This window comes from Dyadobacter alkalitolerans DSM 23607 (assembly GCF_000428845.1).
GTDB classification, from domain to species: domain Bacteria; phylum Bacteroidota; class Bacteroidia; order Cytophagales; family Spirosomataceae; genus Dyadobacter; species Dyadobacter alkalitolerans.
Window position 1 is genome coordinate 477500 of record NZ_AUAS01000004.1, and the last position, 22093, is coordinate 499592.

Below are 22093 nucleotides of genomic sequence, written 5' to 3' on the forward strand. Positions count from 1 at the left end.
TCGTGAAAAAATTAATGTATCCGGTCGCCGCGGGGCGTTATCGAGCGCATGATTTCTGCCTCCTGGTGTAATAACTCCTTCCAGCGTGCCCTTACTTCCTCCACCGGCAGATATTTTTCGGCAAGTTCAATGAATGTGCGGTAATGTCCTGCTTCCGAGATCATCAGCTCACGATAGAATTTTTGAAGCGACTCATCTTCCAGAGATTCCGATAAAAGTTTGAAGCGTTCGCAGCTGCGCGCTTCTATTAATCCGCTGATAAGCAGGCGGTCGAGCATAGCGCCTTCATAATCTCCCTTCTTACGCACCAGCTTCATGAGCTGGCCTACATATTCATCTTTCCGCTGACGTCCCAAAGGAATATTACGCTTTTTCAGCTCCTTCAAAACCCTTTGAAAATGGCCCCATTCTTCCGCTACGATGGGCGTCAGGGTTTCGACCAGTTCTGTTCGTTCGGGATAATGTACAATGATGGAAATGCAAGTCGAAGCGGCTTTTTGCTCGCAGTAGGCGTGGTCGATCAGGATTTCGTCCAGCTGCATGGCCGCGATGTCAGTCCAACGCGGATCGGTTGGCAGTTCAAGTCCCAATGTGGTAAGCGATGCAGCCATAATGTTCAGGATTAATTAGTCAAATAACGGCCAGTTTACGCCGAAAGAAAAGGACCTGGCCAGCCCGAGATAGGAGGGAGCAATGTAATATCCTTTTGGAAAAAGACCGAAATTGCCGCCCTGGTTCAGATATTGCATTTTGAAAAACAGCCTTACGCGCTTGATGCGCACATTCGCGAAGCCATCCACAATCACATTCTGTCCCAGCCTGTAACTGTTCTGAATGTGGAATTGCTGAGTAACAGGCATATAACTATCCGCCAGATAACCAGAACGATAGCGGGCTGCCAGACCAAGCTGTATAAAAAGGACTTTGGCATACACAAAATCATAAGTAACCTCGCCGCTGGCAAACAAGGCAGGAATGCGGATCACATCCTTATTGTCGTTCAAAGTCAGGAAACCCATCGTTATGAAATTCCATTTGTTGAGATTGATCCCTGAATTAAAACCAACCCTGAGCAACCGGAAGCCCGAATTCAGCTGCTTCGGAAGGGCCAATGTGTCGTAGTAAATGTAATCGTTCACCTGATGGATCTGAATCTCGGGCACGAACGATATTTTATCCGTTTTTAAGGGCAGGGATGCGTAAATGGTCTGCACTTTGGTTGGGTCGAAATTGTTTCGCCAGTCAAAATGGTTGCTTAAATAACGTTGCACCAGCAGATCCGGTGCTGTTTGGATGCTCTGAAAACCAGCCTTTCCCCAACGCGTGTTAAGCTCTCCTTTTAAGCGATATTCCACATTGGCAGCCAGGTTGAGGTCGGCCTCGGCAGTCAGATAATTAACGGAGTCTTTTAAATAGTAACCAAGCCATGCACCGATAATGTTGTCAAATTTTAAACCGGTCCGGTAAGTGGCGTAAGTCTCGCCGATCTCGTTACCCAGCTGCGTGGCCGCACGCATGCCATAGAAGCGTTGCCGGATATAAGCCCGGTAATTGAAACCGGAATAAAAGCCTTTAATCCCGATTTTGTTATCAAAAAGCTTGTAATAAATGTCCTGCCTGGTCTTTGCCAGATCGTATTTTGCAGCTGGGTAAACCTCCTTTTCCAACCCGCGCGTAATGTCGAGGTCGGTGTAACGGTCTATCACCGTGGAATAATCAGCTTGCTGAAATAGCTGGAACCCGTTGACGAGTCGATACTGCTGATAAATGTGCAGTCCCTGTCTTCGCTCCCAGGAATTGGCGTCATCGCTGATTCTGGCCGCACCGTCGTAGGAATATTTCTCAACGATGCCGTCCTCGCCAATATTTGGAATTACTCCGCCCTGTTCGCGCACTTTCTGGTTCATGTGGCGGTAATGGGCGAGGATCAGGTATTTTTTGTTTTTAGAAAAAAAGCTGGTATGCGCCAGAAGCGTCCAGTTTTGTCCCAGAAAAGCACCCGAATTCAATGTATTGACAAATCCGTATTGCTTATTGGAAGTAAGCCTCCGGAAGCCAAGCCCAAAATTGAAACGGGAATGCACATTCTGTGTGTAAGAAAAGCTTCCTAGCGAGGTTTTTCGAGCTCCCGAAATGAAATTGAGTTCCGTATGCTGCGATTTGGTGTCCATATACTGCACTTCCTCAGGCTTGATCGCATAGGCGTCGTAAGCTCTGAAACCGAGTTGCGTCCCAATGTCCTCGCGTGGTGCAAAAAGCAGGTTCCGGGTGGCAGTTACGGTGTTTCCAAGATCAGTCAGCTTTCCCCACGACCGGTCCACCGGCGTCCAGCGGTGAAAATTCGTTAAGCTCGTATCTACCCGGTAACGTGTTGAATCCCGGTTATTTAGAATGTCATTTTCGAAGTAATGGTGCGTCGTGCTCGGGCCGTAGATGTTCTTGGTGCTGTCATCGAGGATTACGCCGCCTGTCTGGGATCCGCCTGTGTTAGTTGTGCTTCCCTGCTGTCCTCGGGCGCCGCCGCTACCCGTATTACCTGGCATTTGCATGCCGCCCGGCATCCTTACCTGCGCCTGAATGGTCGGAGTGAAAAAAATGAAACTGCCTAAAACCCACAGTATTATATAAAAAGCAATTCTCATAGAAGCAACTATCGTTCTGCCTGAAAGAGGTGAGCGGTCTGTTTAAAAATCCATTCATGGAAGCGTCCGGTATCACTGCCGAAACTCACGGTAACAGGAATATAGGCAAACTTTCCTGCCGCGCCCAACGCTTCAACCAGGGGTTTCAACTTAACCATATCCTTTTCGGTTGTTACCACAAAAGTATCGTTTTTTAAGTTCTTAATCAGTTCTTGCACGTCTACGGAAGTGTAATTATGGTGATCCCGGAAAACAACCTCATCTGTAACGTCAAACCGGGCCCGAAGATGTGCAGAGAATGGTAAAGGATTTGCAATGCCGGCCGCCATTTTAACTTTCTTTAACGATAATGGCTCTCCGGCGTAACTTTCGGGATGCCCGTATTCAATAAATGAAAAAAAGACGGGTGTTTCCGGGCGGCTGTATCTTTGAAGTTGCATGGTAATGTCTTTCCGCACATCATCTGCAAGCAGGGCAGGGGTCTTGGTCACAATGATGGCATCGGCCCTTTGGGCGCCGTTGCGGTTTTCACGGAGACGGCCGGCCGGAAAGGGAAGATCATTGTAAAACGGTCTCTGGAAATCATTTAAAAGCAGGTTGACATCCCGGGCAATGGCCCTGTGCTGAAACGCGTCGTCGAGGAGCAGCAGCTTTTTATCAGGATTGGATACCGCAATATTCTCAGCACCTTTGAAGCGGTTTTCCGAAACAGCCACTGTAACATTGGGATGAAATTTTAAAAAATACTGCATAGGCTCATCCCCGATCCCGGAGGGCGTTGATGTGGGATCAGCTAAAAGAAAACCACGCGTTTCTCGCCCGTAACCTCTGCTTAATATGGCTGTGGGGATTTTATCGGAAAATAACTTCGTGAGATATTCAGTTACAGGCGTTTTACCCGTTCCGCCGACGGTGAGATTGCCGATGGAAATAACGAATTGGGAAGGCCTTCCGGAAGAGAATAACCGGTAATCGTAACACAGATTGCGGAGGTTGGTGATCAAACCATATACCCACGAAAACGGTGTCAATGCGATTTTTATCCAATTATGTTCTTTCATAACTGGTGCATAATTACGTATTTTTTGGCTAATATTGTGCCCCGAAAAACGCTGACACCTCAAAAACATGCCTTTAAAAATTGTGTATAAACCGTACACGCTGCATTTTCGCAATGAAGCGCGCACCTCCCGGGGGGTTCTTACACAAAAGACGTCGTGGCTCATAAAAATCACCGATTCTGAGCAACCAGGCGTGGAAGGTTACGGCGAATGCGGCCCGCTGCTAGGGCTGAGCGTCGACGACATGCCCGACTATGAGCAGCAACTAGCCGCCGTCTGTGATCTTTTTAACGACATGGACCTGGATGTTTTTCCTTTCAATCTCGGCATCATTCTCGATCAGGTTATCCCGCAACATCTGCCTTCCGTTCGGTTTGGGATTGAAATGGCTTTGCTGGATATTATGAATGGCGGGGAAAGGGTTCAGTTCAAAAATGCCTTTTCGAGAGGTGAAAGCGGCATCCTTATGAACGGGCTGATCTGGATGGGTTCCTATGAAAATATGTCGGAGCAGGTGCAGGACAAATTAGCGCAGGGTTTTTCTACATTAAAAATGAAAGTCGGCGCGATCAACTTTGATCAGGAGTGCCGCATTCTGGAATCCATCCGCAAGCGTTTTGATAAAGAGAACATTACATTAAGGGTAGACGCAAACGGCGCGTTCGAAGCGGATAACGTGGATGATAAGCTGAAAAGATTGGCTGAATTCGATCTGCATTCCATTGAACAGCCGGTGAAGCCCGGACAACATCAGCTTATGCAGGAATTGTGCGTTTCATCGCCCATCCCCGTTGCGCTGGACGAAGAGCTGATCGGCATTTTCGATTACCGCGAGAAGTTCGCCATGCTGAAAAAGCTGATGCCTCCTTTTATCATTTTGAAACCCACATTACTCGGAGGCTTCCGGCACACAGCCGAATGGATCGAAATAGCAAACCGGCTCAACATTGGCTGGTGGATCACATCTGCACTGGAATCCAACATTGGCCTCAGCGCGATCGCACAGTTTACGGCTTCCTATCAAAATCCGCTTCCGCAGGGTTTGGGAACGGGCCAGCTTTATACCAATAATTTCGAGTCGCCGCTGGTTGTGCAAAATGGTTACCTTACCTACGACAAATCAGGAAGCCCAATTCAGCCCTTTTTTTAACGCCTCCAAAGTAGCAGCTTCCGGCGAGCCTGCTTCGGGTTCATGATTGTATTCCCAATTGGCCTGTGGCGGCAAGCTCATCAATATGGATTCCGTGCGCCCATTGGTTTCGAGGCCAAACTTCGTCCCGCGGTCCCAAACCAGATTGAACTCAACATAGCGGCCCCGGCGCAGAAATTGCCATTGTTTTTGCGCTTCTGTAAATGGTTCGTCGCGGTGTTTCTGCATAAGCGTCGTGTAAATAGGCGCAAACGATTCGCCGACCTCCTTTACAAAAGCAAAAAGCTCCTCTTTCGACAACCCATTTCCATTTCCCGCATCGCCGGGTTTCAGATAGTCAAAGAAAATGCCTCCTATGCCACGGGTTTCGTTTCTGTGCTGGATAAAAAAGTAATCGTCGGCCCAGGTTTTGAATTTGGGATAAAAATCAATGTGGTGCTTGTCGCATGCTTGTTTCAGATAATTGTGAAAAAAAGCTGCATCTGCTTCATTAATATAATGTGGGGTTAAATCAATGCCTCCGCCAAACCAGCAGGTGCCGTTGCTTAACTCGAAATAGCGCACATTCATATGTATAATAGGCACGTGCGGATTATACGGATGCATGACGATCGAAACGCCGGTGGCCGTAAAGTGGAAATCGTCATTGTCGCCCAGGTTCATTTGCTGCCGTAGCCTGGGATGCACTTCGCCCTGGACTTTGGAAAAGTTAACTCCGCCCTTTTCTAGCACGCTGCCATGCTGGATCAGCCGCGTTCTGCCGCCGCCGCCGGAGTGGTGTTCCCACAAGTCTTCCTTGAATTTTCCTGTCCCATCCGTTTCCGCAATGGCACTGCAAATGCTGTCCTGCAATACCTTAAAAAAAGCTTCTATTTCGTCAACCTTCATACCTAACCGTTATCGTAGCGGGCAAAAATACGATAAAACTTAAAACGTCCCCCGGCCGGATCTGCAAAACAGGCATGGGTTAGCATGAGAGCCAGGAACGCTGCGTCGAAATAATTAGATTAAGTAAACTTTCAGCCAGAATAGTGATAAAAATGTAAACAAAAGGTGACTTAATACCGAAAAAACGCTCACAACGTCGTTTGAAAGATAATGTTGCTAATTCGCATCCGAATCTCTTGGTATCTATGATTTTTTCTATAATTTGCCAGTAATAGCCTATTTTACTCGCAGACATCATTTTTTGCCCGGCCTGTTATGTGACAGTAGGTTACAAATACTTCTTTTTTATTAATATTTAAACAAACCCGAACAGTTAATGAAAAAAAATCTCTACCTGACTTTCTTACTGTGTTTCTGTGTGCTGCACGTCTGGGCACAAAACCAGCTAAGTGGACGCATTACCGATGCCTCCGAAAATGTGCCATTACCCGGAGTTAGCGTTCTCTTAAAAGGAACAACAACGGGAACGACGACGGATGCTGACGGCCGTTTTACGCTTGCCACTCCCTCCAAAACAGGAACACTTGTAGTTTCCTACATCGGTTATTTCACCCAGGAAGTTGAGATCGGAAACAGAAGCTCGATCGACATTTCCATGAGCGCCGATGTGAAATCACTCACAGAAGTTGTTGTAACGGGTTATGCAGCGCAACGTAAAAAGGACATTACCGGGGCTGTGACGGTAATCAACACCAAGGAACTGACGGCTGTGCCTTCTGCAAGCGTTACGCAAATGTTGCAGGGACGTGCGGCCGGTGTGACGGTTGGAAATGACAACTCTCCGGGTGGTGGAACAATGGTCCGTATCCGCGGATTTGGGTCTATCAATAACAACAGCCCGCTGTATGTAATTGATGGTGTTCCTACACAGGGAACGCTTAACCAGCTGAACCCGAATGATATAGAATCCATGCAGGTGTTGAAAGATGCTTCTGCGGCTTCTATATATGGTGCCCGCGCAGCGAATGGCGTTGTGATCATCACGACCAAAAAAGGAAAACAAGGCGACCCCAGCATTACATTCGACTTCTACACAGGAACGCAAAGACCTGGTAAGATGCTGGATCTGCTTAATACAAAGGAGTTAGGGCAGTATTTGTATCAGTCGGATCTGGGCGCAGGTAAAAACCCTTCTGCTACTTCACCTTCTGTACAATATAAGTTTGACGAAAACGGCAACCAAACGATCGCGGATTACATTTATCCAAATGTTTACGGTGAATTGCCATCCAATTACACTTATACAAACGACATTGCTGATCCGGCGCTGGGTAAAACAGCATTCAACATCACCAAGGCCAACAAGGAAGGAACAGACTGGCAGGACGTAATCTTCGACCCGGCACCAATTTCCAACTATCAGATCGGTGCGAGCGGTGGCTCCAAATCAGCTAAATATGCGATTTCTGCTAACCATTTCAAGCAGGACGGTATTTTGAGATATACCAAATACAAAAGGTATTCAGTTCGGGCAAATACAGAGTTTACAAAGGGTAAAATCACTGTGGGAGAGAACCTTACATTCTCTTATGACGAAAGACAAGGAATCACAAACAATGATGAGGGTAACCCGATCATGTTCGCCATCCGTGTTCACCCGATCATCCCGGTTTTTGACATCACCGGCGGACCTGCCGCATTGGGTGGAACCAACACATCTGCTTACAATGGATTCGCAGGAAGCCGTGGTAGTAACCTGGGTAATGCGCCAAACCCATTGGCACGTCTGTATCGTGAGCAAGACAACATTACAAGAGGTACGCACGTGTTCGGAAACATGTTTGCACAGGTGGATATCTTGCCAGGACTGGGTGCGCGTACAAGCTTTGGTTTGGAATACAATCAGACAAACCGCTCTGAATATTTCCATCGCGACATTGAAGCAGCAGAATCCAGAAATGCGAATAACCTGAACGTGATCAACAACCTTGACCGTTCGATCACCTGGTTTAACACATTGAACTATGCAAAAACGTTTGGAGTGCACAACTTCAATTTCCTGGTTGGTACGGAAGCTGTTAAAACCTATTTTGCTGCTTTCCAGGCCACACGGAGCGGATTCGCGTTCGATGACCTGGATTATCGTTACCTGGATGCAGGTTCGGCGTCAGGTTTGGCCAATGCGGGCGCAGGTGCGGAAAGAACTGCACTTTTCTCTCAGTTTGGAAAAATCAACTACGGTTTCAAAGAGCTTTTGCTTGCTGACTTCACATTACGCCGCGATGGTTCTTCCCGCTTCTCAGAAGCCAACCGTTACGGTATATTCCCTGCATTCTCGGTGGGTATGCGCTTGACGGAACTGGAATTCATGAAGCCAACCAAGAAAGTGCTGGATGACCTAAAACTTCGTTTTGGTTGGGGTAAAACAGGTAACCAGCTCATCCCGAACGTTTACAATGCTTACACCTTGTACGCGCCGGATCCTCAGAACAATGCTTACGATATCAACGGAACAGGAACTTCCATCGTGGGCGGATTTGACCTGGTGCAGTTTGGTAACAACAATGGTAAATGGGAAACCAACACTTCTACTAACATTGGTCTTGACGCCGTGTTGCTGAATGGTAAAATGGAATTTGTGCTCGACTTGTACAACCGTAAAACAACCGATATGTTAACGCAGATCGCCATTCCGAGAACAGCCGGAACAGGAACGATCCCGTATACCAACATTGGTGAGGTTAGTAACAAAGGTTTTGACATCGGACTTAACTACCGTGACAAAAAAGGAGATTTTTATTACGCAGCGGGTGTGAACTTTGGTCACTATAAAAACGAAGTGATTAAGTTGAATAATGATCCTAATGCAACGATCTTTGGTTTCTCAACGCGTCTGCCGGCCATGTCCGCTTCCAAAGCAGGTTACCCGATCGCGAGCTACTATGGTTATTTTGTGGATGGTGTAATCAAAGATCAGGCAGAAGCAGATGCAGCGCCTAAATTTGGTTCGTATACACGTGAGGGAACATTCAAATTCCGTGATGTGAATGGCGATGGTATCATTACTGCCGCCGACCGTACGATCATCGGAAGCCCGCACCCTGATTTCAACTATGGTGTTAACCTGAATGTTGGTTACAAAGCATTTGATCTGACGGTGTTCGGCCAGGGAGTTCAAGGTAATGAGATCTTCAACTATGTTAGATACTGGACGGATTTCAACGTTTTCCAGGGTAACAGATCGAAAGATATGCTTTACAATTCCTGGAAAAAACCAGGTGACGACGCCAAATTGCCACGCCTTAACTCAGGTGATGCAACCAGCCAGCAGGTCTCATCTTACTTCCTGGAAGACGGTTCTTATTTCCGTGTGAAAAATGTTCAGCTGACTTACACTTTGCCAGCCACATTGCTCAAAAGGGTGAAAATCGCTTCGGCGCAGGTTTATCTGCAAGGACAGAACATGTTCACATTCACCAAATACACAGGACTTGATCCGGACATTAACCTGAGAAGATCTGGTAACAACAACGAAGACAAGCACATGGGTGTGGATGAAGGTGCTTATCCGGTTTCTAAATCATATCTGGTAGGCTTGCGTTTTGGTTTCTAATCCTTTGACATTCACGAAATTTCATATTATTACAATGAAAAAAATAACCATATTAATCGTTCTGATTGGACTGAGCTTTTCCTGCTCTGACAGCTTTTTCGATCTGAAACCCCAAGGCCGTGCATCTGTCGAACAATTGAGCAACAAGAATGGTGTAAATGCCTTGTTAATAGGTGCCTACTCGCTCGTTGACGGTGTTGGTTCCGGAAATACGGGTCGTCAGTCCACTGTTTCCAATTATGTTTTTGGCGGGATTGCCAGTGATGACGCGGTGAAAGGAACAGATGCCGGTGACCAGCCTGAGCAGTCATTCATTGAGCAGTATAACTGGCTTTCCGACAACACTTATTTCCTGGGCAAGTGGTGGCACCAATATGACGGTGTCGCAAGATGTAACGAAGTGATTCAGGTCGTCACCGGGGAGCTGGTTAAGGACATGACCGATGCTGAAAAGGAGCAGGTGATTGCAGAAGCGCGTTTTTTGAGAGGCTTCTTTCATTTTGAAGCCAAGAAAATGTGGAATAAGATCCCTTATATCGATGAAACGGTATATGTATCTGCGGATCCTAACTCTACTAAAATCCCTAATACGGAGGATATCTGGCCAAAAATCGAAGCCGACTTCCAGTTTGCTGCTGATAAATTGCCCGCCGTTCAAGCTCAAAAAGGAAGAGCGACACAATGGGCCGCCAAATCTTTCCTTGCAAAATCTCTTTTGTTTCAAAAGAAATGGGCGGCTGCTAAGACTTTGCTCGATGATGTGGTGAAAAATTCCGGTAAAAAGCTGGTTGCCAACTATCACGACAATTACAGAACAACAGGAAACAACAACACAGAATCGATTTTCGAGGTGCAGTTCTCTGTGAATGACGGAACGAATGGTAACAACGGTAATGCAGGTGATAACCTCAACTGGCCTTACTCTGCGGGTGCTCCCGGACGTGGATGCTGCGGTTTTTATCAGCCTTCACACAATCTGGTGAATGCATTTAAGACAGAAAACGGTCTACCTATGATCGGTGCTGCCGGCGACGGCTCGCTGGACACTTACAACAAAGTGGATCTGCCAAATGACCAGGGAATTGTGACTTCGGCTGCATTTACATTGGACAAAACAGTTCCTGTGGACCCACGCCTTGACTGGACCGTTGGCCGCCGCGGTGTGAACTTCCTGGACTGGGGCCCGATGCCAGGTTCTGCCTGGATCCGTGATCAGGTGTATGCAGGACCATTTACAGGAAAAAAATGGATGTATTACCTGGCTGAGGAAAACAGCACAACGCACTCTACAAGCAAGCGTAATGTGAACAACAACTTCCGTATGATCAAACTTTCACACGTATTGTTGTGGCTGGCTGAATGCGAAGTTGAACTTGGAAACCTTGCAGTTGCGGAAGGCTATGTAAACCAAATCCGCCTTCGCGCGAAAACAGGTTCGGTGCAGGATGCTTCTGTTACTTACAAAGTGGAGCCGTATCCAGCAGGAACATTTGCAAGCAAAGGCGTGGAATACGCAAGAAATGCAGTGCGTATGGAGCAGAGACTTGAATTTGCCATGGAGGGCCACCGTTTCTTTGACCTGGTTCGCTGGGGCATTGCAGCCAAAGTGCTTAATAAGTACGCTGCTGAGGAAGCTGTTCCTGGCAAAGAGCCATCTGGCCGGACATTTAGCAAAAGAGGTTACATGGCTGGTAAAACCTTTACGGAGAAAAACAACTACTATCCGCTGCCACAGGATGAAATCCTGAACAGCCAGCTGGATGGTAAGCCTACATTGACGCAAAACCCAGGTTATTAAGATCTGTGCATAACAAACAAAAGCGAGGGCGGCCAATGGGTCGCCCTCGCTTTTTATATAACATCCATCCGGTTATCCAGTCATCAATTCTAGAATACAGATAGGGCGCAGGGTAGTTTGTAACTGGTAACGACTTATTTTTGTCGATAAGACTTTATAACGTTCTGCAATGCTTAGAATTCTGCTTTTTTCACTGTTTTTTATAACACAGGGTTTTGCCCAGACCATTACATCAACGATCCGTGGCGCGGTGAGTGACTTAGATACAAGATCGCCACTTGCAGGCGCAACCGTATCCCTGACGTCACCACAAACCGGAACAATCACTGATTCAGCGGGCACATTCCGATTTGATAACCTGCCGCCGGGACGCTATCAGCTTATGGTTTCGTATGTAGGATATGAAACGGTCCGCATTCCCGAACTGCTTTTGGAATCGGGAAAGGAAAATGTGCAGCAAGTCAGACTCGCACCAGCCGGCAAACAGTTGAACGAGGCCACCGTCACCGGCGCACGACCGGTCGCATTCAACAGCGTCCAGGAAATAACCATTGAGCAAACACTCCGGTACGCCGCCACTTATATGGATCCGGCAAGGGTCGCAACTTCTTTTCCGGGCGTTGCAGCAGCCAATGATCAGGCCAATGGCTTGGTGATCAGGGCCAACTCGCCCAACAGTATGCAGTGGAGGCTGGAAGGCGTAGAGATCGTTAACCCTAACCACTTGTCCAATGCAGGCACATTCAGCGACCGGCCCACATCGACAGGCGGCGGTGTGAACATTCTGAGTACGCAGCTTTTGGGAACTTCACAGTTTCTGTCAGGACCATTTCCAGCCCAATACGGCAATGTTAACGGCGGCATCCTGGACATGCATTTGCGAAACGGGAATGATCAGAAGACCGAATTTACCGCCCAAGCCAGCTTACTAGGGCTTGATTTTGCAGCCGAAGGGCCATTTTCCAAAAAATCAAGAGCATCGTATCTGGTCAATTACCGCTATTCTTTTACAGGTTTGCTGGGCGCTGTGGGCGTAAAGTTTGGCGGAGAGGACATCCGGTTTCAGGATTTGTCGTTTAATCTCAATTTCCCAACGGCAAAAGGAGGGAAGCTCACTGTTTTCGGAATGGGCGGCGTGAGCAGCAACACTTTTGAGCCCGAAAAAGACACGACAACCTGGGAATTTGCAAAGGATGAACAAAATATCTTATATAAAAACAGAATGTTTGCCAGCGGATTGACTTTTGAACAACCGCTTGGCAAGAAACTGTCGCTGCGCGCCGCTCTGGTTGGCTCAACGCTGTATACTTCCCGAGTCGCTTATGCCGTGAATAGTCGGAATCTGGAAAGAGAGGAGCTCCTGGGTGATCAAGAGCTTATCAATGGCAAGCTTTCGTTGCATACATCTGTCACATATCGTTACAATCTTCGTTTCAGGTTTCAGGGAGGGATTTTCGTGACATTGAATCAATACACGACGGATGTTTGGTCTGTCAATACGGAACTGAAAAGTTTGGTGATTGAGCCTTTCGTAAAATGGTCCTTTCAGCTGACGCGTCGGATTTCGGCAGAGGCCGGACTTCATGCCATGGTGAGCGGAATGGAAAGAACAGATAAGGTAAGTGCATTGCCCGAACCGCGGGCTGCTATCAAATGGCAGCTCAATGAGCGTAACCAAATCAGCGCATCTTATGGCCTGCACAGCCAATTGCAAACGGCGGGAGTGTATGCAACTCACATTTATGATACCGACGATTACAATAACAGACGCCTCTCTCCAACTCGCTCTCAACATATTGTAGTAGGCTATCAAAGGACTTTTCCCAAAAACAGCAGCCTGAAAGTAGAGGCTTACTGGCAACATTTGTTTGATGTGCCTGTTGGACAAACGTTGCGAGACAATTATTCAGCTGTGAACCTGGTTGAAGAAATCCCTTACGTGTTTATGAAAAACAACGGAACAGCAAGAAACTACGGCATCGAGGCAAGTTTTCAGAAACTGCTGACAGATGATTATTACATGCTGATTTCAGGGTCGTTATATGATGCCACTTACGTCGATTTTTTTGGTCAAAGGCACACGGCCAGATTCAATGGACGGCATACATTCAGTTTTACGGGTGGAAAAGAATTCAAGACCAGGAACCAAAGCTTGTGGGGTGTTAATGTGAAAATGCTCTGGCTGGGTGGTTTCCGGGACAAGCCCATTGATGTCGAATATTCCAAAACGTTGAAAACCACCCTTTACGAAGAACAAAGCCATTATTCGGTAAAAATGAAAGACTATTTCAGGCCCGATCTGCGGATCTACTGGAAAAAAAGCAGAGCCAGATTCAACACGACCCTGGCCATCGACCTGCAAAACGTCTCAGGCACAAAAAACGAAGCTTACCGTTATTTTGATAAGCGAAAGAATGCGGTGGTGACGCAATATCAACTGGGGCTAATTCCCGTGTTGAGCTATCGTTGGGAGTTTTAGAATTTTGAACGAGCGGGCGCCCCTGCGCTGAATGAGCGCGCGCCCCTGCGCTGAATGATCGGGCGCCGCTGCGCTGAATGAGTGAATGATTGAATGAGTGAATGAGAGAATGGGGTGATCTTGTTTTTTTAATTGGTTACAGATCAGTTTGTTAGTGGGGTTGTTTGAAAAAAGTGTTTTCTAGTGTGAACTTTTTGATTTGAAATGTTGTAATTTGATTTGCAATTAAGCTTTAACCTGGCGGTATTTTGCTGCTATTGTAAAGTCCAAAGCCAACTAAATTATGGGGGTGACTGGAATTGACAGCGGGTTGGAAGTCTGTGTGTAAGCATGTCGGGAGTTGAGATTACCTCCCGTAAATAATGGTCTCAAACAATAACTGGCGAATCTACTTACGCCATGGCAGCCTAATCCGGAGGATTTAGCTAATGCCATCATTCCTCCAACCTACGTGCTGATGGTTGGGCTCCGGGGTGTCGCAAATCAGCGCTGGTTGAAATAGTGATACGGAAATTCAACGAGACACCAGTATCTAAGGCCATGACGCGGGTCCGCCGTGCACCTTGTCTGGCCCGACAACCTAATCACGGATAAGCATGTAGAAGGCGCAGGGTTTCCCTGTTCTGGACCGGGGTTCGACTCCCCGCATCTCCACAAACACATTTAAATTGAGGCCATAGGCAGGTTAATACCCTGCCTATTTCTTTTAAAGGCAATTTGTAACCGTTATAAATTTAGAAACAAAAGGGTGGCAAAATGGTAGCCTAAAGAACATGGTAGTCTTTTTCGGTTCTTACCAAATTTACTACTCATGTTCACCTTTCTCAGAAACCAACTAATTAGAATGCGCAGCCGGTTTGTAATCCGAAGGGCAAGGCTTAATCAGGCAGGGACATGCCCTGTCAATTGCCGTATTACTGTCAATAAAATCAAAACAAGTGAATTTGCCGTCGGCCTGTCGGTTGATCCAAAAAAGTGGGATAGTAAGTTACAGCGAGTCAAGGGCGCTGCCAACAGTGCGGTGGACATAAACCGCAGGCTCGACATCATCAAATCAGAACTGGAAGAGATTTATCTTTCAGCCAGGTCAAGGGGAGTTCATTTGTCAGCCCTGGAAGTGAAAGACATTTACTTAGGTAAAACAGAAATCACTTTCTACTATTCGAAGATGGCGGCAAACTATCACAATGAGCTTGTCTTAAAGGGAAGGGCGAAAACCACCTTGAACCGGTATAAAAGATGCTTTGCCTACCTGGCCGATTACCTGAAAGTTGATATGGTAGTCGGATCTATTGAAAGGCGCCACGTGGCCGGGTTCTGGCTATGGTTGAAGAGTCGGGATTTCCATAACGACTATTGTAACAAGATTGTACAGGCCTGCATTGGTTTATTCAGGTATGGGATAAGGGAGGGTCTGTTTGAACGGAATCCATTTTCAGGGTATACACTGGAATGGAAAAAGGAATTAGATACCACAGCCCTGGACCCGCACGAGTTGGAACAGATTAAAGAATATGAATGGAGTCCGAGGCTTCAACGTGTGGTCGATTCTTTTCTCTTCATGTGTTATACGGGTCTGCATATTGGAGACTATCGAGATGTTCGGCAGGAGGCGCGGTATACTTTTGAGGGAGTGGAGTTCATGAAGGTCCGCAGGATAAAAACCAATGTGGAGGCAGTGTTTCCATTGAGTAACGACGCTCTTGCAATCATTGACAAGTACGGAGGTTTGAATAATCTCCCCAGGATATCGGGACAAAAGTCAAATGATTACCTAAAGTTGATTGCCGAACGCGTAGGTATCACAAAGAACATGACCAATAAAATGGCCCGGAAAACTTTTACAGATGTGTGCTTGAACGACTATGGTTTGTCGGATGAAGTGGTGGCAAAGATGCTCGGGCATACAACGACGCGGCAAGTCAAGCACTACGGCCGGATCAAAGAAAGAAGGATCGTCAGGGAATGGAAAGATAAAATTGAAGTCGCCTAAAATCTGACAAAATACTGATTTTACTCAGCGTTATTAAAATGGACAAACCTGTACTGACAGAAGAAGACAAAAGCCGGATCATTTCCTCGGTGTATTCGAACCCGAGAAAATTATCAATAGCCACGCAGATTCACAAGCTCAAAGAAGCGAGCGCCGATGAACTGGCAGGTGTAACAGGTATTAAGGCTAATAAGGTCACGGAATACTTAAAGGATATGCACTCGAATGGAATATTGACATCCAGACGTGAAAGCTACTTTGTTTATTACTCCCTCACAGACTTTGGCAAAAAGCTTGTCACTCTTTTTAATTGAAGTATCTAAGTTCCGGGTAGTAGTGCTGCCACTCCTTAATTTTATCAATATCTCCCTCCCAGGGTGTCCCATCAAAGTTTTGAACGGTTTTAGCTCCAAAGTGATGGTTCAGGATCACTTTATAAACCATAGAGTTTTCGAGCACGATCCAAGCTTTAATGCCGTTAAACTTCCCCTCATATTTTTTCCATTCCTCGGGGTCAGGAAACATTTCCTCTAAGTTCAGCCGAATTTCCATATCAACGGCAGATGTCACTTTTTGAAGTGTTAGCAAACTGATGTCTCGTTTTCCATTCTCAATGTCTGAAATGACAGCTTCCTCAATACCGCATTTTTGAGCCAGCTCTTGTTGACTCATACCAAGTTTTGTTCTCGCATCTTTAATCTGCTGTCCGACAATAAGGAGCAAAGTATCCATAGGTTGTAGTTTCTTGAAAGTTAAAATCTATTCTGACAACTGTCAACTTAAAATTATTTTGCGATTGAATCCCAAAAAATGGATTCAGTTTTTATATCTTTGAACTACATAGCACACACGCAAGGAACAACTCGGAAAAGAGCCGGTGAAATGGAGATGATCAACCAGGAAGCCGGCTCGCATAGTATAACCCAACTCTATACACTCACTTTCCCATGGCCTTTAATTTCAAGGAGGTGCAGGCTGATCAGGATTATCGTATTAATCAATCAGCTTCAATTTGTCAGAATTGCCTGCACATAGAATCTGTCCAGCTTCCCGCAAAAGATAATTTACCTCCGATGCACCGCAGCAAATGTGGCATCGGACATTTTTTTGTAAAGAATACACACACTTGTAGACTGTTTGAATCCAAATGAGCGCTGCACAAGGAAATAGCTTCTGGACTCTAAGAAGTAAGCATGGAAGGGATACTTTGTTTGAATCACCTGACATGATGTGGGAAGCTGCATGTGAATACTTTGAATGGTGTGAAGATAATCCGCTTATGGAGGTTGACTTCCGTGGTAAGGATGCAGATGAAGTTCATATCCCAAAGATGAGGCCGTTCACAATGCAGGGGCTTTGCCGCTATCTGGATTGTAATACACAATACTTCCGTCAGTTTGAAGATCGGTTAAAGGACGATCAGCAAGGTTTTTCTCGCATCATCACGCGCATTAAAGAAACCATTTACGAACAGAAGTTCACTGGTGCTGCATCGGGCTTTTTGAATCCGAACATCATTGCCCGTGATCTCGGCTTGATTGATAAGAAAGATATGTCCATCAATGCTGATGTGACAGTTGAATACACTGACGGACCGGATGAAACTGAGGATTGATCGCAGGTTTTTTAACCGGGCTTACTGGGTTTTAAGTGCAGCAGTAGCGCGGTTTGTGATTTTGCGGGGAGGTAGCAACTCTTCCAAAAGCTGGTCTAATTACCAGCATCTTGTTCTTTGGCTTTTGCAGGGAAATGAAAACGCGATCGTTTTTCGAAAGCACGGATCCACGCTGAGGAATTCGGTTTATGAAAACCTTAAAATGGTTTCCAAGCAGCTGGGCATCTTTCACCTTTTTGATTTCTACTATTCGGGAGACAAAAGGGAAATGGTTTGCCGGATCGGTGGAAACCGGATCGTAATGTCTGGACTCGATGAGCCGGACAAGCTTAAATCCATTGTCGGCATCAAGCGCGTGATACTTGAAGAAGCGGATGCATTCACAGTCGAGGATTTCAAAGAGCTCGTTCGCCGTTTCCGCGGTGTCACCGGCATTCAGTTCATTTTCATCTTTAACCCGGTCAGCGAAAATCACTGGATCAAAGAGATCTTGTTCGATACGCCGCATTACGCAAATCGCGCTGAACATCATGTGTTCACCATCGATGACAACCGCTTTGCAACCGCTGATGATTACGCTGAGCTTGAAGCATTGAAAGAAATCGATGAGGATGAGTACCGCATTTACCGTTGGGGCGAATGGGGTGTTATCCGCGCCAAGAATCCGTACCTGATGCACTTGCGCCGCAATCTTAATGCGGTAAAAGTCATTGACAACGAAGATGAGGGCATTATCCTATCCTTTGACTTCAATGTAAAGAACTCGGTTTCGATCTGGCAGAAGTGGGAAGATGAGGAAGACGGCTGGCATGTTCAGTGCCTTCGCGAAATACGGATGGGTGGAACGGAGGATACGGATCTGGAAGCGATCTGCCGAATCATCGCCGAGGATTATGGTGAACGTGAGATCTCGTTCAGTGGTGACAGCTCTGGCAATAGCAAGAGCGCTTTGACCAAAGGGAATGCAGAGGCCTTCAAGATTGTATACGGTTATCTGAAAAAGCACGGTTGTGAGTTCCTAACCTACAACAAGCTGAACAGTAACCCGCGCAGAAAGAAAAGCCGGTTTGTTACCAACGCCATCACAAAGGAGCTGGGAGCAAACTTCGCCATCGATGAGAGCTGCACCCAGCTTTGGGCTGACATCGTTTCAGTTCCCTGTGATGCAGAAGGCGATTTAGATAAGAAGTTCTGTGATGATAATGACGTTGGCCACTTACTTGATACCCTGAGATACTTTGTCTGGGTGTTCTGTTTTGACATCTGGCTTGACGTGAAGAAGAACATCGCCGTTCCTAAGGAATTCCAGGTCGAGGATAACAACGCTAAAAACAACGCATACTAATATGTCAGCAGCACGACGAGAACGCAGGAAAATGCAAAGGCAGCAAGCGAAGCCATTGAAGCAGCTCGTTGACCTTACCAGGCAACAGCAGGAATTGGAAAGCCAGTTCGCTTCAACCTTCCGGGATTATGGGCTTGACCCGTACGGCAAAGACAGTGAGCAATTTCAAATGGCACTCAAAACGCACAAAGTCAAATAAGCAATGAAGCACACACTATCAGTTGACTTGGACCAGGTAATGAAGCTGTTCCATTATTTCGGGTACGAGATTACCAGCATCAGCCATGGTGTTTGGGCTTTCCAGCACAAGAGCATGCGCGGCAATACTTGCATTGTTACGGCCAGCTCACGCCCGCCCTTGCAAAAGTCACCGTTCCCATGGATTGCAAAATTCGAATTCTTCGGTGTGGCCAATGGCAAATCAAAGCGGATCACCGTATCGAGGCCGAAAACATGGGTAGGCATTTTCGTAACGCTTCGCAATCACACAAGGCAGCAATTGTTTGTATCGGAAATCCAACTTAAACAAGCAGCATGAACGCACTTGAATCTATCGTAGGACTTTCACCCGTTGACACTGGACCGAACCGGATGTATGTCAACCGCATGCCCAACGTCAATGCTGAGCTGATCGAAGCCATTGCCGAATCGGAAGAAAAGTCAGTGAGTGATCCGACTGGCCTTGCAACCATCTGGCAGGAAGTAAAGGATGAGGCGTATGACTGTCTGAAATCTGACCTGCTTTCCGAAATGGCTAAGCGTGCCAACTTCCGTGAAGTGGTTGAAAGTTCTGAACTGCCTGATCTGATCAATGATCCTGAATCGATCTTCTTCACAGAGGAACGTATCATTGGCGTGATGATCACTATGCCGAAAAGCCGGTATCAGTCCTTGTTCATCCGTAATCTCTATGTGGACCATGCACCGGGTCAAACTCCCGAAAGTGTGACAATTAAGATCTTTGATGTTGACAAGGGCGTTCAGATCGGAGCAGACATTCTAGTCGTTGTTGCTAACCAGGTGCACATGCCAGTAAATGTCACTGTCGATTGCAGCAAAACGGGAAACCGTTCGATCTTCATTGGTGTGGTTGTAGACGAGAATACAGAGCTGCGGTCTTTCAACTGGTCGAACCCGTGCAGCTACGCGGGCGCTTACCTGTACAATCTCACAACCCCGGATGCTCCGATCCTTTCAAACCTGAATGACATGGATGATTGCTATGTCGCTCTCGAATATGAGATCAGGCTTTCCATTGACCAGGTAATCGCTCAGTTTGCTGACAGGCTTCGCAGGACTTACGCGATCATGTGTGCAATCGGCATCATTGATCGCGGATTGAAATCAAAGCGGGCCAGCCGTTGGACAATGGTAAACCGAGATGCTGAAAAGCAGAACCTGGAAGATTTGAAAGCTGATCTGAAAAAGGAGATGGCCGGTGCATGCCGCCAGATCTATGGTCAGGTTGAACAGGAGAAGCTTGCTCTGATCTCGCGGCCAGATGATCAGCAGGGCTATTTCGTTGGCGACTATGTTTAGAGATATTGAAGACATCGACCACATCGCTTTTGTATTTGCGTTCGATCCAGCAACTTATTTTCTGTATTGCGAGCACCTTAATGAGTTTCAAGATTCAAAAGTTAACATCAGATTGAATGTATTCGAGCTGTTAGAATCTGAAATCAAAAGACTTGAAGAGCCGCCAGAAATTGATTTACAACAATTGATAACCGATCTGACAATCCATGATCTCGAAATCAGACAGCAGCGAAGTACTGGGAGTCGCAATCTCCCTTCAAAATATTGGTCAGCTGATCGAGGAAGATCTCGAAAGGGAGCTGCTCAGAGCCGGGGCCGATGTGGTGGTCGTAGTTTCACACCGTATCAAGCGAGAAGGCAAGGACGCTCTCGGCGGTACACTTGACACGAAGTCAGCCAGCCGGTCCGGTGCATATTCGAAGCGATATGCAGGCGTCCGGAAAGAAGCAGGGCGCCAGACTGCACGTGTTGACCTAAACATGACCGGCAAGATGCTGCTCGACTACAACTTGACCGAACGATCAAAGCATGCGGTAGGCGTCGGCTTCCTGTCGGACGAGTCCGATGAAAAAGCAGGCTGGCTTGAAGAATATTATGGAGCTGAGATCTTCGTCCCATCCGAACAGGAGGAAGATGATATCATGGAAGATGCCATGTCACGCATTGAGAAACTGATTGATAAAGTATGATAAATCATCACATAAACTTATTGAACGAAACATTTGCGGACCTACTTCCAACGAAGTGCGGTGAATCCGTTTGGCGCCATCAACTCAACGGCCTAGGCAAATTGGTTTGGAATACTGCTGATTCCATCCGGTACATGCATGATCAGGGCAACTCATTTATTGTCCGTGAAGATCAGTACGATTTACAGATGTGTCACCTGGTTGACAGGATCCGGAAGCAGAAGGTCGAATTCGGCATTAATGTTCCGGTTTACACCGTCGAATGCAGCTGGCTGGGCGTAGGCGTTCCAAAAACAGCCGGGCTACTGGCTATGTCTGTGTTCGAACAGCTTGAATCGTACAACATTTCAGCTACGGACTTCGACAACAATACAGAACGGATCCTTTACTCCCATTGGGGAATCAATCAGGAGAAGTTCGGGCACAATCCCGAATACAACGCATTCCGTATTTCCTATTCATACACACTGCCGACCTTAGATCGTGAGGATCTCATGATCTTGGAAGGTTTAACCGATTTGGATTAATGCACCCACAACTATCATTCGCCCTCGAACGCGGTTACGTCGAACCAGCCTTAATGTCTGACAATTCCCACATGGAAGTCAACGGTACCAAGTACTATGTTTTCTCCAATTCAGGTGAGAAATTCACGCAGTCCAGGCTTTACGCCTTCTCTGACTTTCTGGATGAACACAACCGTTTTGTTGCCAGAAAAGAGGACCTGCAAACAGCGATGACTTTCATTGAGGAAACACTTGCCGAGGCGCTAATGGTTGTCAACACTGAACCGCGTGAATGCTTGAACCTGATTACACAGGCCAGGTTCAGGGCTCAAACGACACAACAGCGCCTTATGCTGGGTGCATCAGTCGAACGCATTTGGGAAATATCTGCAATCTGGTTCCTGGCCGAGGATGAGGATCCAGAGATCAATGACCCGATTCGAAACAGAAAGAAAGTACTGGACTTTCAAACCCGGCCGGAGCTTACCGGTTTTTTTCAGAGATGGGCAAAGAACGTTTGGAACGCTTTGCCCAAGTACTTGGACAGCTCTTTGCAGAATGCTATCAGGGACCTGGCTCTGTCGGAAATATTGCAGAACCAGATATTCACTCGGTCCAAGAGTGGCGAGTTTTCAAGGATAAGCAACGAACTAAGAGACTCCTTGAACTCGCAAACGGAGATGTGGGCAAATGTGAACGATTCCTTAGACTACCTGCATACGACTTCCACAAACTGATGTCGTATCACGTCGAGCAAAACCAGAAGATCAAAGAA

Annotated in this window: 19 protein-coding genes and 1 other RNA gene; 15 read left to right on the forward strand and 5 right to left on the reverse strand. The window is 46.8% G+C overall.

The window, feature by feature from the left end; genetic code table 11:
* Positions 1-11: 11 nt before the first annotated feature.
* Genes G395_RS0110655 through lpxK form a run of 3 tightly spaced genes read right to left on the reverse strand, consistent with a single transcriptional unit; the run spans position 12 to position 3703 of the window.
* Positions 12-611 (reverse strand): MiaE family protein, encoded by a 600-nt coding sequence (locus G395_RS0110655; protein ID WP_026630034.1) that lies wholly within the window; start codon positions 609-611, stop codon positions 12-14.
* Between the two features lie 15 nt (positions 612-626).
* The gene (locus tag G395_RS0110660) at positions 627-2642 is read right to left on the reverse strand and encodes a putative porin (protein WP_026630035.1); all 2016 of its coding nucleotides are present in this window, start codon (positions 2640-2642) and stop codon (positions 627-629) included.
* Positions 2643-2650: 8 nt separating this feature from the next.
* On the reverse strand, positions 2651-3703 hold the full coding sequence (gene lpxK, locus G395_RS0110665; protein ID WP_026630036.1) for a tetraacyldisaccharide 4'-kinase: 1053 nt from the start codon (positions 3701-3703) through the stop codon (positions 2651-2653).
* Between the two features lie 67 nt (positions 3704-3770).
* Between lpxK and G395_RS0110670 the strand changes: the two genes are divergently transcribed.
* On the forward strand, positions 3771-4853 hold the full coding sequence (locus G395_RS0110670; RefSeq protein ID WP_026630037.1) for an o-succinylbenzoate synthase: 1083 nt from the start codon (positions 3771-3773) through the stop codon (positions 4851-4853).
* On the opposite strand, the gene hemF is transcribed toward G395_RS0110670, so the two are convergent.
* Positions 4824-5741: an oxygen-dependent coproporphyrinogen oxidase gene (hemF, locus tag G395_RS0110675; RefSeq protein WP_026630038.1), complete on the reverse strand. Its 918-nt coding sequence runs from the start codon at positions 5739-5741 to the stop codon at positions 4824-4826. The two genes, G395_RS0110670 and hemF, sit on opposite strands and share 30 nt — an antisense overlap.
* A 376-nt stretch (positions 5742-6117) precedes the next feature.
* On the opposite strand from hemF, the gene G395_RS0110680 reads away from it, so the two are divergent.
* The 6 genes from G395_RS0110680 (at position 6118) to G395_RS0110700 (ending at position 15938) form a co-directional block, all read left to right on the forward strand.
* The gene (locus G395_RS0110680; protein ID WP_026630039.1) at positions 6118-9354 is read left to right on the forward strand and encodes a SusC/RagA family TonB-linked outer membrane protein; all 3237 of its coding nucleotides are present in this window, start codon (positions 6118-6120) and stop codon (positions 9352-9354) included.
* 34 nt (positions 9355-9388) lie between these two features.
* Positions 9389-11152: a RagB/SusD family nutrient uptake outer membrane protein gene (locus G395_RS0110685; protein ID WP_026630040.1), complete on the forward strand. Its 1764-nt coding sequence runs from the start codon at positions 9389-9391 to the stop codon at positions 11150-11152.
* A gap of 169 nt (positions 11153-11321) precedes the next feature.
* Complete coding sequence (locus tag G395_RS0110690) at positions 11322-13631, forward strand: TonB-dependent receptor (RefSeq protein WP_026630041.1); 2310 nt, start codon at positions 11322-11324, stop codon at positions 13629-13631.
* A 285-nt stretch (positions 13632-13916) separates the two neighbouring features.
* Positions 13917-14288, forward strand: a transfer-messenger RNA (tmRNA) gene (gene ssrA / locus G395_RS31650).
* Between the two features lie 187 nt (positions 14289-14475).
* A complete protein-coding gene (locus tag G395_RS0110695) occupies positions 14476-15624 on the forward strand; it encodes a site-specific integrase (RefSeq protein ID WP_169720024.1) in 1149 nt (382 codons plus the stop codon).
* A gap of 38 nt (positions 15625-15662) precedes the next feature.
* Entirely contained in the window at positions 15663-15938 is a 276-nt protein-coding gene (locus G395_RS0110700; RefSeq protein WP_026630043.1) for an ArsR/SmtB family transcription factor, read from the forward strand.
* Here G395_RS0110700 and G395_RS31095 read toward each other — a convergent pair.
* Entirely contained in the window at positions 15931-16356 is a 426-nt protein-coding gene (locus tag G395_RS31095) for a helix-turn-helix domain-containing protein (protein ID WP_051350108.1), read from the reverse strand. The two genes, G395_RS0110700 and G395_RS31095, sit on opposite strands and share 8 nt — an antisense overlap.
* 415 nt (positions 16357-16771) lie before the next feature.
* Here G395_RS31095 and G395_RS29155 point away from each other — a divergent pair, with 415 nt between their 5' ends.
* The 8 genes from G395_RS29155 (at position 16772) to G395_RS0110745 (ending at position 22055) form a co-directional block, all read left to right on the forward strand.
* Positions 16772-17239, forward strand: coding sequence for a DNA-packaging protein (locus G395_RS29155; protein ID WP_035360914.1), 468 nt, complete (start codon positions 16772-16774; stop codon positions 17237-17239).
* Positions 17223-18584, forward strand: coding sequence for a PBSX family phage terminase large subunit (locus G395_RS0110715; RefSeq protein ID WP_026630044.1), 1362 nt, complete (start codon positions 17223-17225; stop codon positions 18582-18584). The genes G395_RS29155 and G395_RS0110715 overlap by 17 nt, the downstream gene beginning before the upstream one ends.
* Position 18585: 1 nt before the next feature.
* A complete protein-coding gene (locus tag G395_RS32045; protein WP_157486651.1) occupies positions 18586-18783 on the forward strand; it encodes a hypothetical protein in 198 nt (65 codons plus the stop codon).
* A 3-nt stretch (positions 18784-18786) separates the two neighbouring features.
* The gene (locus G395_RS0110725) at positions 18787-19122 is read left to right on the forward strand and encodes a hypothetical protein (RefSeq protein ID WP_026630045.1); all 336 of its coding nucleotides are present in this window, start codon (positions 18787-18789) and stop codon (positions 19120-19122) included.
* Complete coding sequence (locus G395_RS0110730; RefSeq protein ID WP_026630046.1) at positions 19119-20123, forward strand: hypothetical protein; 1005 nt, start codon at positions 19119-19121, stop codon at positions 20121-20123. Before G395_RS0110725 ends, G395_RS0110730 begins: the two co-directional genes overlap by 4 nt.
* Before the next feature lie 206 nt (positions 20124-20329).
* Positions 20330-20812, forward strand: coding sequence for a hypothetical protein (locus G395_RS0110735; RefSeq protein WP_026630047.1), 483 nt, complete (start codon positions 20330-20332; stop codon positions 20810-20812).
* A gap of 101 nt (positions 20813-20913) precedes the next feature.
* Positions 20914-21339 carry a hypothetical protein gene (locus G395_RS0110740; RefSeq protein ID WP_211237764.1) on the forward strand — a complete coding sequence of 142 codons (426 nt, stop codon included), beginning with the start codon at positions 20914-20916 and terminating at the stop codon, positions 21337-21339.
* Positions 21339-22055 (forward strand): hypothetical protein, encoded by a 717-nt coding sequence (locus G395_RS0110745; protein ID WP_026630049.1) that lies wholly within the window; start codon positions 21339-21341, stop codon positions 22053-22055. Before G395_RS0110740 ends, G395_RS0110745 begins: the two co-directional genes overlap by 1 nt.
* Positions 22056-22093: the final 38 nt, after the last annotated feature.